General features: G+C 40.8%; 12 protein-coding genes and 1 tRNA gene. 4 read left to right on the top strand and 9 right to left on the bottom strand.

The window, feature by feature from the left end:
* Window positions 1–287: 287 nt before the first annotated feature.
* The 4 genes from P2W71_RS16890 to P2W71_RS16905 are packed head-to-tail and all read right to left on the bottom strand — an operon-like array spanning window position 288 to window position 4,637.
* Window positions 288–1,556, bottom strand: a complete 1,269-nt coding sequence (locus P2W71_RS16890) for an adenylosuccinate synthase (protein WP_276372472.1) — start codon at window positions 1,554–1,556, stop codon at window positions 288–290.
* A gap of 10 nt (window positions 1,557–1,566) precedes the next feature.
* Window positions 1,567–1,899 (bottom strand): STAS domain-containing protein, encoded by a 333-nt coding sequence (locus P2W71_RS16895; RefSeq protein WP_276372473.1) that lies wholly within the window; start codon window positions 1,897–1,899, stop codon window positions 1,567–1,569.
* Entirely contained in the window at window positions 1,896–2,378 is a 483-nt protein-coding gene (locus P2W71_RS16900; protein WP_276372474.1) for a transcriptional repressor, read from the bottom strand. The genes P2W71_RS16895 and P2W71_RS16900 overlap by 4 nt, the downstream gene beginning before the upstream one ends.
* Before the next feature lie 45 nt (window positions 2,379–2,423).
* A complete protein-coding gene (locus P2W71_RS16905; RefSeq protein ID WP_276372475.1) occupies window positions 2,424–4,637 on the bottom strand; it encodes a RelA/SpoT family protein in 2,214 nt (737 codons plus the stop codon).
* A gap of 237 nt (window positions 4,638–4,874) precedes the next feature.
* On the opposite strand from P2W71_RS16905, the gene P2W71_RS16910 reads away from it, so the two are divergent.
* The 4 genes from P2W71_RS16910 to clpX all read left to right on the top strand — a co-directional run bounded on the left by P2W71_RS16910 (window position 4,875) and on the right by clpX (window position 8,665).
* Window positions 4,875–4,959 (top strand) — tRNA-Leu (locus P2W71_RS16910).
* Window positions 4,960–5,037: 78 nt separating this feature from the next.
* Window positions 5,038–6,384 (top strand): trigger factor, encoded by a 1,347-nt coding sequence (locus P2W71_RS16915; protein WP_276372476.1) that lies wholly within the window; start codon window positions 5,038–5,040, stop codon window positions 6,382–6,384.
* A gap of 256 nt (window positions 6,385–6,640) precedes the next feature.
* Window positions 6,641–7,336: an ATP-dependent Clp protease proteolytic subunit gene (locus P2W71_RS16920; protein WP_276372477.1), complete on the top strand. Its 696-nt coding sequence runs from the start codon at window positions 6,641–6,643 to the stop codon at window positions 7,334–7,336.
* Between the two features lie 93 nt (window positions 7,337–7,429).
* Entirely contained in the window at window positions 7,430–8,665 is a 1,236-nt protein-coding gene (clpX, locus tag P2W71_RS16925) for an ATP-dependent Clp protease ATP-binding subunit ClpX (RefSeq protein ID WP_276372478.1), read from the top strand.
* A gap of 38 nt (window positions 8,666–8,703) precedes the next feature.
* On the opposite strand, the gene lpxB is transcribed toward clpX, so the two are convergent.
* The 5 genes from lpxB to P2W71_RS16950 form a co-directional block, all read right to left on the bottom strand.
* Window positions 8,704–9,810: a lipid-A-disaccharide synthase gene (gene lpxB, locus P2W71_RS16930; protein ID WP_276372479.1), complete on the bottom strand. Its 1,107-nt coding sequence runs from the start codon at window positions 9,808–9,810 to the stop codon at window positions 8,704–8,706.
* 55 nt (window positions 9,811–9,865) lie between these two features.
* Window positions 9,866–10,285 (bottom strand): 6-carboxytetrahydropterin synthase, encoded by a 420-nt coding sequence (locus tag P2W71_RS16935; RefSeq protein WP_276372480.1) that lies wholly within the window; start codon window positions 10,283–10,285, stop codon window positions 9,866–9,868.
* Between the two features lie 65 nt (window positions 10,286–10,350).
* On the bottom strand, window positions 10,351–11,457 hold the full coding sequence (locus tag P2W71_RS16940; protein WP_276372481.1) for a DUF4249 family protein: 1,107 nt from the start codon (window positions 11,455–11,457) through the stop codon (window positions 10,351–10,353).
* 3 nt (window positions 11,458–11,460) lie between these two features.
* Window positions 11,461–14,118, bottom strand: a complete 2,658-nt coding sequence (locus P2W71_RS16945; protein WP_276372482.1) for a TonB-dependent receptor — start codon at window positions 14,116–14,118, stop codon at window positions 11,461–11,463.
* A gap of 168 nt (window positions 14,119–14,286) precedes the next feature.
* Window positions 14,287–15,882 (bottom strand): SusD/RagB family nutrient-binding outer membrane lipoprotein, encoded by a 1,596-nt coding sequence (locus P2W71_RS16950; protein ID WP_276372483.1) that lies wholly within the window; start codon window positions 15,880–15,882, stop codon window positions 14,287–14,289.
* Window positions 15,883–15,900 lie beyond the last annotated feature (18 nt).

The following is a 15,900-nucleotide window of genomic DNA, read 5'->3' on the forward strand; positions in this document are numbered from 1 at the left end:
GGACTCGTTATTCTTTTCATTCCTCTTTCAAGTTTTATCTCTCAAAAGAATCAATCGCAGAGTCTTGCCATCACTGACAATTCCCCGCAGGTCCGCTATCAATTTCCATCCATTCAATGAACGTGTTTTCCACCCACCGGGCGGACAACTGGGATTTTCAATCTACTTTTTAGTGTTGAGAACCCTAAATTACTTATGCTTTAAACCTTTCCTTCCGAAAGGGGATGCAAAGGTATCTTTTTGAGTATATCGGTGCAAGTACGTTTTTAAAAAAATTTAAAAACAATTTATCGGAGGATCGTTTGCGTGCGATCCGGGCCGGTGGAAACCAATGTAATAGGAACATTTAGTTCTGTTTCTAAGAATTTTATATACTCATTTAATGCTGCAGGCAAATTGTCTTTTGTAAATCCCTTTAAAGAAATATTCCACCCTTTCATCTCTTTATATATGGGAATAATTTTTTCTTTCACTACTTCATAAGGAACCATGTCCGTAACTGTTCCATCGCTCAACTTATAATGCGTACAAATTTTAATTATTGGAAAAACATTCAACACATCTGCTTTCATCATCAGCAATTGTGTCACTCCATTAATCATGATAGAATATTTTAACGATGGCAAATCTATCCAACCACAGCGCCTAGGTCTACCGGTAGTTGATCCAAATTCATTTCCTTCTTTACGCATCAACTCTCCCTGGTCGTCATTAAGCTCAGTTGGAAAAGGCCCACTCCCAACGCGGGTGCTATAGGCCTTAAAAATTCCGTATACTTCTCCGATGTGTGACGGGGCGACACCCAATCCTGTACACGCACCTGCCGTCACGGTACTGGAACTAGTCACAAAAGGATAACTTCCAAAATCAATATCCAGCAGCGCACCTTGCGCGCCTTCTGCCAATATTGTTGACCCTGCTTTCAACTCCTGATTCAAGACATACTCACTTTCAATCAACCTAAAGCCTTTTAAGAATTCAACCGCATCAAGAAATTGTGATTCAAGTTCAGTCCAATTAAATTCAAGGCCGTGTTCCTTCAATATTTTAAAATGAATTTGCGTCAGTTTATCCAATCGCTCCTTAAAGCTATCTGAAAGAATATCGCCTACTCTCAGTCCTTGTCGCCCGATTTTATCCTGGTAGGTCGGGCCAATACCTTTTAATGTGGAACCGATTTTATTTTCTCCTTTTGCTTTCTCATAAGCCTGATCGAGTAAGCGGTGTGTAGGGAGAATAAGCGTTGCCTTTTTTGAAATAAAAAGGTTAGCATGAACGTTGAGGTTATACTTTTTTAATTTCTCTATTTCCGATTTAAAAATGATCGGATCTAACACCACACCATTTCCAATTATATTTTTTGTTTTCTCTCTGAAAATGCCAGAAGGTATTTGATGCAAGACGTGTTTGATCCCGTCAAATTCCAACGTGTGACCTGCATTTGGTCCACCTTGAAAACGAGCAACTACATCATATTTTGGTGCCAGTACATCCACAATTTTACCTTTGCCTTCATCTCCCCACTGAAGACCTAATAATACATCTACCTTAGACATTCCTGATTAATTAACTTTTTAGAACTTCGTCTTCTGATTGAATGATTTGAAAAATGGCGTTAAGCTTAGTGATTACCAAAAGCTTTTGCACGCTCTCAGACGGTTTCATTAAATAGACTTCACCACCTTTGTTTCTGAATTTGGTAAGAATGGTAATGAGCAATCCTATGCCGCTACTATTTATATATCGCAAACCTGAAATATCCACTATACAGTTTTTTACCTTTTGCTGAATAGCTTCGGTTACTACTTCAACTACAGCAGCACTATTATTTTCGCCGATCAAATCACCCGTGAGTCTTACCACAAGTGCATTATTTTTCATTTCGTGCGTAAATATCATGCTACTTGGTTTGTTTGGATGTTCTTATTTTCGCAATTCTCTTTCGTGCACGTTGCGTATAGAATCAGTGAGTGATGCATCACATTAAAATGCAAAATTTCTTCTACAGTATTTTGTATGTTCTGAATTCGCGGATCACAAAATTCGATCACTTTGTGACATTCGGTGCAAATTAAATGATCGTGCTGTTTATATCCGTAGGATTTTTCATACTGCGCCAAATTTTTCCCAAACTGATGTTTACTAACCAGATCGCACTCTACTAATAGATCTAATGTATTATACACCGTGGCGCGGCTAACCCTGTAATTTTTGTTTTTCATGCTGATGTAAAGTGATTCAACATCGAAGTGGCCTTCGCGTGAATAAATCTCTTCCAGGATCGCGTAACGTTCCGGGGTTTTCCTCAGCTCTTTATTTTCCAGGTAAGCCGTGAAAATTTTTTTAACTTCCTCGTATATCTTGGGATTTACAGCCATTCGAATTAACGCGCAAAGATAACAGGATTAAATAATTTATGTAATTTATTCCTTGGAATCGAAGCGACTTACTTTTACTACTCCTTCAACACTTCTCAACTTGTCTATCATCTGTTCCAAATGTCGCGTATCATTAACATACAACATGATTTCCCCTTCAAAAATGCCAGAATCGGTATGAATTGACATCGAGCTCATATTTACTTTCAGTTCCTCTGAAATAATCTTAGTTACATCATTAATGAGTCCTACCCGGTCTGTTCCGCGGATTTTCAATCCCGTAAGGAAAGCTACTTCATGCTGCGATGTCCATTTTGCCTTCACGACGCGATTTCCATGATGAGAAAGCAACTCTGGAGCGTTTGGACAATTTGTTCTATGTATTTTAATTCCTTCATTGACAGTCACAAATCCAAAAACATCATCTCCTGGGATAGGCGTACAACATTTGGCGAGTTTATAATCAACCACATCCATGTCTTCCCCAATCAGCAAAATATCGCCGTAACGCTCTTTTGGTTTACCAATTTCCGTATCCAGAACTCTTGGCTCGGCTGCGTGATTACTATGACGTGCCTTTGATAACAGTGGTTTATTTTCTAAAAATTTTTTAATGTCGGCCGTAGTAATGAAGCCTTTGCCGACGCGGTAATAAAGGTCAAAATTCGCGGCCATTTTAAAATACTCGCGCATCTGCTCCATCAGTTCGGGTGAAATTTCCTCTTTTCCCTGGCGGAGTTTTCTAATGACGATTTCTTTTCCTTCTTCCGCTAATTTCTTCTTATCCTCCTTCAGTTCGTCTTTAATCCGAGCTTTCGCTTTCGAACTGACCACAAAACGAAGCCAATCCTCATGTGGTTTTTGTTTTTGCGAGGTTAGAATTTCAATCTGATCGCCATTTTTTAAAACATAATTGATTGGAACCAGCTTGTTATTTACCTTGGCTCCAATACACTTTGATCCGACCTGAGTGTGAATATCAAAAGCAAAATCCAGGGCTGTCGAACCATACGGCAACGTTTTTAATTCGCCTTTCGGAGTAAATACAAATACTTCTTCACTAAAAAGATTTCCTTTAAAATCATCCACAAAATCAAGGGCGGAGTGATCATTTTGTTCTAAAAGATCGCGTACCCGTGCCAACCACTTCTCTAAATTCGATTCTGCTGTCGTGGCACTGTCTTTATATTTCCAATGCGCTGCATATCCCTTCTCGGCAATTTCATCCATTCGTTTGCTTCGAATCTGAACCTCCACCCATTGGCCATTCTTTGCCATTACCGTAGTGTGAAGTGACTCATAACCATTTGCTTTAGGCGTACTGATCCAATCGCGTAAGCGATTCGGATTTGGTGTATAATAATCGGTTACTATCGAGTAAACCTGCCAGCAGAGCGCCTTTTCATGGTCAACGGAAGTGTCGATGATGATTCGAATAGCAAAGAGATCAAAAACCTCTTCAAAGGGAATATTTTGCTTACGCATTTTATTCCAGATGGAATAAATTGACTTTGGCCGCCCGATAATCTCATATTCTATCTTTAGCTTATCCAGTTCATCCTTGATTGGCACCATAAACTGTTTAATGAACTTGGTGCGAGCAGCTTTTGTAGCATCGATATTTCTAGCAATCGAATCATAAATAGCTCTGTCCGTGAATCTTAAGTAAAGATCCTCCAGCTCAGTTTTAAAGGCATTAAGTCCCAACCGATGGGCTAATGGCGCGTATAGATAAATCGTTTCGTTTGCTACTTTTAACTGCTTGTGGCGCGGCATGCTATCCAGGGTACGCATGTTATGGAGACGATCCGCAAGCTTAATAAGAATCACACGAACATCTTCGGAGAGTGTAAAGAGCATCTTACGAAAATTCTCTGCTTGCTGAGAGGTTCCATACTCAAAAACACCTCGAATTTTTGTAAGACCGTCGATGATGCGCGCGATCTTTTTTCCGAACATGCGCTCAATATCAGCGAGTTCTATGTCGGTATCCTCTACCACATCGTGCATCAACGCAGATATGATAGACGTCGTGCCTAGTCCAATTTCTTCAACACAGATCTCGGCGACAGCCAAGGGATGAAAAATAAAAGGTTCACCGGATTTTCTGCGCATGTCTTTATGCGCTTCTAAGGAAATGGTAAATGCTTTTTTTATGAGTTTCGCATCTCCATCCTTTAATATTGGTTTGGCTTTGCGTAACAGCCGCCTATATCTACTAATTATCTCTCTCTTCTCCTGCTCGGTATCTATTACCATCTTAGTTTTTCTGTTACCTAATAAAAAAATGTGCGCTTTTAAGTTAAAAATGTTCTTTTCTTCTATAACAAACTTAAACTATTTCTTATTTCTGAATAAAGTATAAATTTGCCCCTTCTTTGAGCGGATGTGGTGTTCCCGTCCCGATAAGTATCGGGAGTTATCAGGATGGTAGCCAGCTGGCGGACAGACTCAGAATCTGGTGCCATCGCCCACAACCCAGAAGAATTGTCACATGCGGATGTGGCGTAATTGGTAGCCGTGCCAGACTTAGGATCTGGTGCCGAAAGGCGTGGGGGTTCGAGTCCCTCCATCCGCACCATCGAACCCTCGATGTCCGTGCTTACACGGGCTTTGAGGGTTCTTGGTTTATTTGGTAAAAACAACAAACGTTTGAGCTTTGGAAATAACACTGAACAAAAAAAATAACACTGAAGGTTTAATTAAAATTAAATTAACAGAAGGGGATTATCAACCCCATGTTGAAGAAAAAGTTAAGGACTACGCCCGAAAAGCCAACATCAAAGGCTTTCGTCAAGGCAAAGTACCTGCCGGTGTAATCAAAAAAATGTTCGGTAAATCTATCCTGGTGGAAGAGATCAATCATTTGCTCTCCCATAAGCTATCCGATTATATTAAAGAGAACAATCTTAAAATATTGGGCGAGCCGCTACCCGATCAACAAAAAGCAATGACGATCGATTGGGATAATCAAAAAATATTTGAGTTTGATTATGAAATAGGGATGGTTGAAGATTTTAAATATGAGCTTTCTCCAAAGGTTACGATCAAAGCCTACCCGATTGAGGTCGATTCTAAAGTAATTGATGAGACTGTAACTGATCTGAAAAAAAGATTTGGAAAAGTAAGTTATCCTGAAGTTAGTGACGTTACTGACAATTTGTATGGAGAACTTCATTCCGCAGACCCCGATTTTAAACGCGAACATGCTTTCATCTCCATCGAAAATGTTGAGAAAAAGGAGCAAAAGAAATTTGTGGGTGTAAAAAAAGATGATGAGGTGGAATTCGAAATCAGTAAATTGTTTTCCGACGACGCACTGACGGCTCAACTTTTAGGTCAGTCACCTGAAGAAGCGAAGAATGCAAAAGGCAAGTACATTTTCAAAATCACCACCATTAGTCGCACAGAACCCGCGGAAATGAATCAGGAGCTGTTTGACAGGGTGTTTGGAAAAGATGCCGTTACCTCAGAAGAAGAATTCATTGCGAAAATAAAAGAGACCATCGGCGAAAATTATAAACGCGAGTCGGAACACTTTTTTGAACATCACATTGAAGATTATTATGTCGAAAACACAAACATCAATCTTCCTGACAATTTTCTTAAATCCTGGCTTAAAACGTCCAGCCGTGGAGAGGTTACAGATGATGTATTGGAAAAAGAATTTGAACACTATAAACGTGGTCTGAAATGGGACCTGGTAAAAAACCGGATTGCAGAAGACAACAAAATTTCAGTTGAAGCCGATGAAGTTCGCTCAAAAGCTAAAGACCTCATTATTGCTCAGTTTGGCGGAAAAGCTTTTGCCGATCAGATCAGTGATAAGTTGGATGGTATCGCCGACAACTACCTTCAAAATGAAAATGGTCAGAACTTCATGAAAATCTATAATCAGTTAAGAGCTGAAAAAATCCTGAAACTTATCCGTGAAAAAATTACAGTTCAGGAAAAAAAGGTAACAGTGGATGAATTCAAAAAAATTGTAGAAGAACACAAACATTGATAAAGGAACAATAAGTTGCCATTGGGAGGCTTGGCCAGTTCCTTTTGGTTCTCTGCTTCACTTTTTGGTAAAACCATGAAGCGGACGACAATAAAACCCGCAATACTGCGACTATGGTTTTATCAGATAAACTGATAAAACCATTTTCATTCAATTGCGGTTGTAAGGTTGGAATTTCAATAAAGGATAGCTATGATTGTCACGAAGACCTTATCTCCATTTTACATCATAAACATTAAGACGAAAATTTCACCATATGAATCAAAATAACGAATTCAGAAAGTACGCAGTTCATCATCTGGGCATGAGTGGCAACACGATAGACAGTTATGCAAATAAGATCGATGGTTACGCCAACCAAATACAGGACATGACACAATACGTCATTGAAGAGCGGCCCGGTAACTTTCGTGCCATAGATGTTTTTACGCGACTCATTTCTGATCGCATCATTTTTTTAGGATTGCCAGTAGACGATCAAATAGCCAACCTTATTACTGCCCAACTGCTGTTTTTAGAATCTTCTGATCCAAGAAAAGATATTATTATGTACATAAACAGCCCGGGCGGATCAGTTTACGCAGGTTTAGGCATTTATGACACTATGCAATATGTGAATCCGGATGTCGCTACGATCTGTACAGGGCTAGCAGCATCCATGGCTGCCGTTCTCCTTACCTCAGGAGCACCGAAAAAGCGATCGGGCCTTCCACATTCCCGTGTGATGATTCACCAACCCATGAGTGGAATGCAAGGACAAGCATCCGACATGGAAATCTCGTTAAAACAAACTTTAGAGGTAAAAAAAGACTTATATAATATCCTTGCAAAGCACAGCGGTATGGAATATTCGAAAATCGAGAAGGATTCGGACCGCGACTACTGGATGAGAGCTGCGGAGGCTAAGGCGTACGGCCTCATAGATGAGGTATTAGAACGTCACAAAAGCTAAGTAACGATTAAGGGGTGTCGGGCGTTAAAAGAAAGACTGAAAAATGACTATCTTTGACGTCCATTGTGCTGAAAATTAATCAAATGACAATTTATGGCTGAAGTCACGTGTTCATTTTGTGGAAGAAGTAAGAAGGATGTTGACCTGATGATCTCTGGCATACATGCCCACATTTGTGATAAATGTGTTACTCAAGCCAATCAGATTTTAGGCGAAGAGAAAAAGAGTAAGAATGAAGCTGGTTTCTCTCCTAACTTTAAGTTGATTAAACCGCTGGAGATCAAAAAATTTCTGGATGAATATGTAATTGGCCAGGATGAAGCAAAAAAAATAATGGCCGTAGCGGTGTATAATCACTTCAAAAGATTGATGCAGCGCAAACTAGACAACGACGTTCTTATTGAAAAGTCAAATATAATTATGGCCGGAGAAACTGGTACAGGTAAAACATACCTAGCCCGTACGCTGGCCAAATTGCTGCAAGTTCCTTTTTGTATTGCTGATGCAACAGTGCTGACGGAAGCAGGGTATGTAGGGGAAGACGTTGAAAGCATATTGACAAGATTGCTGCAAGCAGCTGATTATAACGTAGAGGCTGCTGAAAGAGGCATTGTTTATATCGACGAGATAGATAAGATAGCGCGCAAATCAGATAACCCGTCCATTACACGCGATGTTAGCGGCGAAGGGGTTCAACAAGCTCTTCTTAAATTACTGGAGGGTACAGCAGTAAATGTACCTCCTCAAGGAGGGCGAAAACACCCGGATCAAAAGATGATCACAGTAAATACTGAAAATATATTGTTCATCTGCGGAGGTGCCTTTGAAGGAATTTCCAGGTTTATCGCCAATCGTCTGAATACGCGGCCCTTGGGTTTTGTTGCCGGACATGATGGTCCGCATCCGGGGAACATGGACAAGGATAATCTTTTGCAGTTTATCACCGCACAGGACCTTAAAAGCTTTGGGCTAATTCCTGAATTGATTGGTCGTTTGCCAGTTGTGTCTTATCTGAATCCTTTGGATCGTAACGCTCTTCGTAAGATCTTAACTGAGCCAAAAAATGCCTTACTCAAGCAATACAAAAAGTTGTTCGACATGGAAGGCATCGAACTTGAGTTCAAAGATGGTGCTATTGATTTTATTGTGGAAAAAGCGATGGAGTTTAAACTTGGTGCGCGTGGTCTTCGCAGTATTTGCGAGGCCGTTATCAATGATGCGATGTTTGAGTTGCCTTCAGAGAAAAATACAGACCGCCTGGTAATTACCCGCGCCTATGCTGAAGAGAAATTCAATAAATCCCAATATAGCAAACTGAAGGTAGCGTAAACACAACGTTACCAACAACGGATGGTCCATCCCAGTGACTACTTTTTCAGGTAGCCAACCATCAATTTAGCTGTATTTTCAGAAGCCGAGCCTGTGTCTAGGATTTTTATGATCTCTTCATAGCCCGATATTATTTTTGACCGGTAAGTGTCATCCTTTAATAACCGCGTAAGTTCTATGGATACATTGCCAGGACTTGCCTCGGATTGAATCATCTCCTTAATTACTTCCCTACGCGCAATTAAGTTTACCAAGGATATAAACTTTACTTGTACCAGGCGTTTCGCTAACCAATATGAAATAAGGTTCGCCTTATAAACCACTATCTGAGGTACCTTAAAGAGTGCCGTTTCCAGGGTTGCAGTACCTGAGGTAACGATGGCAGCATGTGACTGCTGCAACAGGTTGTATGTGTCCTCGAACACCAATTGTACATTCTGGAGTTTTTCGAGTTCATCATACATTGAACGATCAAAATCATCAACTGCAGCAACAGCGAATTGATAAGTCGGAAATCGTTTGGCAATAGCAGCCATCAATGGGATAATGCGTTTCAATTCCTGTTTTCTACTGCCTGGTAACAAAGCAATCAAAGGCGATTCGACTTCGAGGGGTTTATAGTTTTTACCACCATCAAGGTGCGTTTTTACTGCGTCAAAAACAGGATTACCCACGTATTCCGCTTCCCAATCAAATTGCTTGAAGAATTCTTTTTCAAAGGGAAGGATAATAAAAAGCCGGTCAACGTATGGTTTCAGCCATAGTGCGCGTTTAGGATACCAAGCCCAATATTTTGGAAGGATATAGTAAAAAACCTTAAAGCCATTTTTTTTCGCGAACCTGGCGATTTGGAGATTAAATCCCCCATAATCGATCAAAACAATAACGTCTGGCTTATACGCTACTATATCTTCGCGGCAGAGGCGAATATATTTTTTGATTTTGTTCGCGTTGGTTATCACTTCGGCAAGGCCCATAAATGCCATCGCTCCATAGTGAACGGCCAATTCAACACCCGCTTGCTGCATGTATTCACCCCCAAAACCGCGAAATTCGGACGAAGGATCAGCTTTCTTTAGCTCTTTTACCAGGTTGCTTGCGTGCAAATCACCCGAACGTTCACCAGCTACCAGATAATACCGCATACTTAGACAAGGGAATAGGTTTAACCAAAACAACCGTAAATAAGATTACGGAAGCTTATTCTCCAAAGTACTCAACGTAATTTCGTGGCGTTTCGTAGAGTTTGAGGCAATGGAGCTTGCCATTTGACGTTATAGACGGTAGGTGGGTGGTCAATATTTTCCAGATTTCGACAATTAGATTTTCACAGCTAGCCAATTTGCCACGCATAAAATCTACGTCTATATTAAGATTCTTGTGATCAAGTTTTTCAATCACTTCCGATTTGATGAGCGTGCTGAGTTTCTTGAGATCGACAACGAAGCCGGAATCGGGATCAGGCAGACCTTTTATGGTTACAATCAACTCGAAGTTATGTCCATGCCAGTTCTCGTTGGCACAAGGCCCAAAAACCTCGATATTTTTTTCCCTTGTCCAATTCGGATTATAAAGTTTGTGAGCCGCGTTAAAATGTTCTTTTCGGGAGACGTAAAGCATGAGTGCAAAAATAAGCTTGCTGACGTGACTTTAAAAAGCCGGAGAAGAAAGAATAGGAAAACTGGCTAGTCAATCCACCACGCAGGCCTTACGTTGGAAGGATTTCCGAAAGTGTATTCCCGACAGTCGAAACAAGAAGGGCCGGGTTCCAGGTCTGGCACGGTACAGTCCTTCTTTAATGTGTTCACAACAAAGTATGAAAGCTGATTTTTCTCAAAATACCAACGTCGCGCTTGTTCATGTACCACCCCGAAATATCCGTAAACCTTTCCGCCACCATCCGTTTCTGCAAGATTTGTAAGGAGATTAAATGGCGGCTTGTCTAGAATAGCGCCATCTTGATTTTGCTCCTGCATTTCTTTCCAAAAAGTGAAATAATCCTTTGTCATAGCATACTGGACAATCAATGCCGAAAATCTCTCAAAAATTCTTTCGTTCCTGATAGTCTCCATACGGAACAAATCCTTGGTATAACCTCCCACATTGTCAGTTTGTAGTATATAGTCGCGAAGGTAGTAAGGTGTCGATACCCAGCATCGATAACCCGGAAGAATCGCAGAAGGTGACAATGGTGCAATATAAATCCACGTGGGATAGAAGTTCCATTTGTAAAACAAAGTACTACCAGAATTATTCAAGGGCAGGTCTATTTGTGTCTGGATACCATTTACGGTAACAATCACTTCTTTGTCCGCCTGGATAGCATATTTCTTATATTGAACTTCCTTAAAGCCAATTTCACCCATAGGCGGTTCCACAGCAGAGGGAAGTGTTTGCCAGGTCGACTCATAGGTATGTTCATCGGATAGCTTAACGGTTAGTTTATAATGAACATCTTGCTCGGCTTTAAAATCTTCATCCAGTAATCTATACATACCAGCTTCTTCGGGAGATTCGGCGTATTGCCACGATTTACCCTGATCGTTTTCCAAAAATACAGAAGCAAAGGATACGGGTTCGCTCCTCACATTGGTAACGTCGCCAGTACGCGACAACTTAACCGTAAAATATCTTCCATCCGAAGGGTATTCAACTGTTTCCCTCCACGATTTATCCGATATAAAAGCTTCCACAACGAGAGCGGACTCAACGTCCTTTATCACAAACTTGTATGGTTCAACACAACCACCAATCACATAAAACAAGGTCAAATACATCAACCGCCTCACCATCGCTCAAAAGTTGAAATTATAGGTAATCGAAGGAAAGACACTTCCCAGTACAGACAGTTTACTCGCCGTACCAAATCTGTTAAAGGTTATGGAGTACGTATTTTTTCTTCCATACAAATTATAAATAGAAAAAACCCATTCATCTTTAAATCGCCTATTCTTTCCTGGTCTTTGTTTTATCGTATAGGATATATCAAGTCTGTGGTAATCCGGAATCCGATACTCATTCCGCCTCGAATAATTTAAAACGGAGAGATAAACATCATAACTAAATTTAGAAATCGGTATGGTTATAGGACGACCTGTGCTATAATTGAAATTGGCCGATAAAAATGATCTTTCACCCACGCGATAATTTAATACTAGATTGAAGATATGCGGTTGATCAAAAGCCGCAGGATAGTACTCACCGTTGTTGATGGTTATTTGACCGTTTGTTTGCGCATCGAATTTGCGCAGACTTCTCGAATAAGTATAAGAAAGCCATCCATTAAAACGACCTGTATTTTTTTTGAAAAAAAATTCCAACCCATAGGCTAGACCCTTTCCTTGCGACAAACCAGCCTCTAACGAGGGGTTGAGTGTTATATCGGCACCCTCAATATAATCGACAGCATTGCTTATCTCTTTATAGAATCCTTCAAGAGAAAATTCGTAGAGATTGTTTTTGAAATTTTGAAAATAACCCAGGGAGAATTGATCACCAATCTGGGGTTTTAAATAAGGACCGCTTGCCACCCAATAATCCTGAGGCGTAGTGGATGTGGTGTTTGAAATGAGGTGCATATATTGCAATCCGCGATAGTAGCTTGCCTTAATAGATACGTCAGAATTTAAAAGGTATCGTAGTGAAATCCGCGGCTCAAATCCGTTGTAATTTTTTATAACCTCGTTGCTTGCGTATGAAAGTGTATCGCTAATGGTTGGGTACCGCCCTTCTAAATTATCATAATCAAAAACATAAATATTATCCCTTCCCAGACGCAAAAAATGAGAGTATCGTAACCCAGCGGACATCGACCATTTTTCAGATAATTTAAAATCACTTTGAAAATAAATTGCTCCCTCCATCATTCGATGATCATTCATGTTTTGGTAGGAGATGTTATCAGAATTGATATCCGGGACTAACTTACCGGGCTCTATAACGGTGCTGTTTATGTCGATCCCGCCAATGATTTTGGATTCTTCTCCCAACGTATAATTGACATCGTACTTCAAACCATAACTGTTTATGGCGTTCCGGTAGGTAAAACTTTCTATTTCATTAAAACTCTGCACCTCACTGTAATAATTGCTGTTCGTAAATGCAAGCGCCGACGACAGACGATCGCTAAACGTATGGTCCCATTTTAGCGCAGCGTTTAGTGTCCCCCATCCAAATGTCGAGTCGGTTGCGAAGGTGAAAGCATCATAAGCGTTATATAGCGACAACGTAAGAAAGTTATTTGCATTAATGGTATGAAAAATTTTTCCGGTGATGTCTCTGAACTTGGCAGAACTGTTTCGGAGTTGAATATCATCGGTGGATTTTACCAGCCAATTACAGTAAGATATCCGCCCTCCAACCATGTACGATGACTTGTTTTTTACGATCGGTCCTTCAATTGCTAATCGGCTTGAAACAAGGCCTACGCCACCCGTTACTTTTGTTTTTCCTGCATCACCGTTTTTTAGCGAGACATCAAGTATGGATGAAATACGGCCGCCAAAATTAGCCGGTCCACCACCTTTATACAAGGTTACGCCATTCACCATGTCGGGATTGAAAGCAGAAAAAAAACCGAAGAGATGTGACGGGTTATAAATTGTTCCCCCATCTTGAAGAATAAGATTCTGACCGGATTCGCCACCGCGAACAATAAAACCCGAGGATAATTCACTTACCGTAACGCCGGGTAATGTTGTGAGAATCCTAATCGGATCCACCTCACCGAGAAATGTTGGAAGTGCCTTAATTGTGGTAATGCTCAATTTTTCGACACCCGTAATCTGACCAACAACATTTTCATTAATTCTGTCTGCCGTTATCGTTACGCTTTGCAGTTCTTTAGACTCGGGCATCAGTGTTACCGATATCTTTTCTGTAATGCTATAGGGGCTGAATGCTATGACATACTTTTTTACATCATAGCCAACAAACTGCACATCCATGTTTTGCATTTGATTTGGCAGATTTCCCACCACGAACTTCCCGTTGACATCCGACAAAGTTCCTGCTTTTTTTGCGGGGAAATATACTTGTGCACCTACCAGCGGCTCATCCGTCTTTCCATCGAGTACATAGCCTTCCAGTGATATTGTTGCATCTGCTTTCCTCGCGAGGACAATAAAGCTCTCTTTATTCCAGCCATAAGCATCCGCTTGCGCTTTTTCAACAATAGCAAGTATCTTCTCGTCAACCCTTATTATCCGGTACAACGGAAAGCTTTGTTCAATATAATCTGCGAGGCGCTGTTTGAGGGTTACTCCCGTGATTGTTAAGGCTAACATACTCCTTTCGTCGAAGATAAAATCTACGCCATGTTTTTCTTCCATTTCATCAAGAAACTTAGAAACCGGGATGCCATTATGCGATTCTTCAACGAAAATTTCCCTGATGTTTTGAGCGCGACTTGAAAACGTAAATGTGATAATCAGTAGTACAAGAAAAATTTTCATCGGCCGCAGAGATAAGCAGTGAATCATTAGTAAAAAGACAATGAAATGAAGAAAGAAGTTGGAATCAAGAGAATATAATATTGTCCAGCCTGGGCGTTGCCAGTAATGTAATATAAAAATAAAGGTGTCCTGAAAAGGACACCTCTATCTTGGTTATCTCTGGAGCTATTAGTTTACATCCCAGAATACTTTGGTTTGTACGTCGTCGGAGCCACCGATCATTTCAATCGCTGCTCGCCAGCTTGAAGGATTTAATGTCGCTTCTTCAATCGGGAATATCAGACGACGAGGAATATCAGACTCTGTTAAATCTTCCGGTACGTTGAAGCCAGTGAAATCCAAACGGCGCCACGTGGTCCAGCCTTCAAATCCTCTGTTATACAAAGCAAGCCATTCCTGGATTCCGATTTTTTGTTTCCAGGTTCCTGTAGCTGTTGCATAATCAACGTCTGGTCTATCCAGGTAATCTTCAATGAGAGATTCGCTCACGCCCCAATATTCCATAGAAGCAACAATACCATTTTCATAGTATGTTTCCACAGTCTCCTCAGTTGCTATACCTCTGGCTGCCGCTTCTGCGAGCAAGAATTGTACTTCTGCATAATCAAGAATCACCCCTTCTAAAGAAGGTTCATGGAACAAATCACCAACATGAGAATTTGCAGAATAAGTGTTAGCGGTACCATATTCACCACCTTTGTAAAGTTGTAGGGCCAATAGTGAATCTTTAGCCAACACCGTAAACGGAGCAGTCGTATTCACAATTGAATCCTGGTCAGGATAGTAAAGCATTAATTTGGCTGGCGAGGTAATTGTAGAATCACGTTTTGCACCAGTGGCTTTATTTGTTGGATAGTTGAAATTGCGGCCAGCAGCGTACACGATCAAACGAGGATCATTCAAATCAACCAGCTTGTCTACAACGGTATTTGCAATTACATAATCCGCTCTACCACTTTGTACTAAATCTTCCCATAAAGGGTTTGTATTAGGCGACGTTGCCAGGTAAGTGATGGATGCATTGTCGGCGTTGCTCGAAAACACATTCGGCTCGGCCTCTGTCACCATTGAAGCGGCCTTTGTTGGATTAACATCAGCAATGGTAACAGCCAATTTCAGTTTTAGAGAATTAGCGAACTTCAACCATTTTTCAATATCGCCACCGTAGACAACATCTTGTGTTCCGGAGAAACCTTCTTCATCTTCATCCAAAGTTGCGATAGCTTCATCCAGCATTACGATCAATTGGTCATATACAGCCTGTCCATTGTCATATTTAGGAACCAGAATTTCGTCATTCAGGGCTTCCGTGAAAGGCACAGCACCAAAAGCATCCACCAACACAGAATATGTGTACACCTTACAAATGTTGATCATGCTTAGTTGATTGTCGCGTACTCCCTCAGACATCCCGGTTTGTTCCCAAGTCTCTTCGATTACTTTTCTTGCCTCATCAAGATCCTTCAGCACATCACGGTAAGCATTGGTCCAGAAATTATCTGGAATGCTGCGTCCCACCATGTTATACTGGCTTTCATCAGGATACGTTGTTTGAGCCCAATACTGCGCATAAAGTCTGAAAACATTTTCATTAACATTGGTACTCACCATCATGTCAAACATTCCCCGAACGCCATTCGCAAATAGTGCTTCACCGGAAGGAACTGTTGCGTCTTTACGGGGCTTATTCAAATCCTCCAACCTGTCATCGCAAGAAAATGCCACGCCAGCAATTATCAGTATACTTAAAATTATCTTTTTCATGTTTGTTTCCAGTTTAGG

This window comes from Chryseolinea sp. H1M3-3, from assembly GCF_029360725.1.
Classification (GTDB): Bacteria; Bacteroidota; Bacteroidia; order Cytophagales; family Cyclobacteriaceae; genus Chryseolinea.

What these genes read in the sequence shown, in the direction of transcription:
- P2W71_RS16920 (WP_276372477.1), top strand. Translation starts at nt 6,641, where the DNA reads ATGAATCAAAATAACGAATTCAGAAAGTACGCAGTTCATCATCTGGGC.
- P2W71_RS16900 (WP_276372474.1), bottom strand. Translation starts at nt 2,378, where the DNA reads ATGGCTGTAAATCCCAAGATATACGAGGAAGTTAAAAAAATTTTCACG.
- P2W71_RS16945 (WP_276372482.1), bottom strand. Translation starts at nt 14,118, where the DNA reads ATGAAAATTTTTCTTGTACTACTGATTATCACATTTACGTTTTCAAGT.
- P2W71_RS16950 (WP_276372483.1), bottom strand. Translation starts at nt 15,882, where the DNA reads ATGAAAAAGATAATTTTAAGTATACTGATAATTGCTGGCGTGGCATTT.
- P2W71_RS16905 (WP_276372475.1), bottom strand. Translation starts at nt 4,637, where the DNA reads ATGGTAATAGATACCGAGCAGGAGAAGAGAGAGATAATTAGTAGATAT.
- P2W71_RS16935 (WP_276372480.1), bottom strand. Translation starts at nt 10,285, where the DNA reads ATGCTTTACGTCTCCCGAAAAGAACATTTTAACGCGGCTCACAAACTT.
- P2W71_RS16940 (WP_276372481.1), bottom strand. Translation starts at nt 11,457, where the DNA reads ATGGTGAGGCGGTTGATGTATTTGACCTTGTTTTATGTGATTGGTGGT.
- P2W71_RS16895 (WP_276372473.1), bottom strand. Translation starts at nt 1,899, where the DNA reads ATGATATTTACGCACGAAATGAAAAATAATGCACTTGTGGTAAGACTC.
- clpX (WP_276372478.1), top strand. Translation starts at nt 7,430, where the DNA reads ATGGCTGAAGTCACGTGTTCATTTTGTGGAAGAAGTAAGAAGGATGTT.
- P2W71_RS16890 (WP_276372472.1), bottom strand. Translation starts at nt 1,556, where the DNA reads ATGTCTAAGGTAGATGTATTATTAGGTCTTCAGTGGGGAGATGAAGGC.
- lpxB (WP_276372479.1), bottom strand. Translation starts at nt 9,810, where the DNA reads ATGCGGTATTATCTGGTAGCTGGTGAACGTTCGGGTGATTTGCACGCA.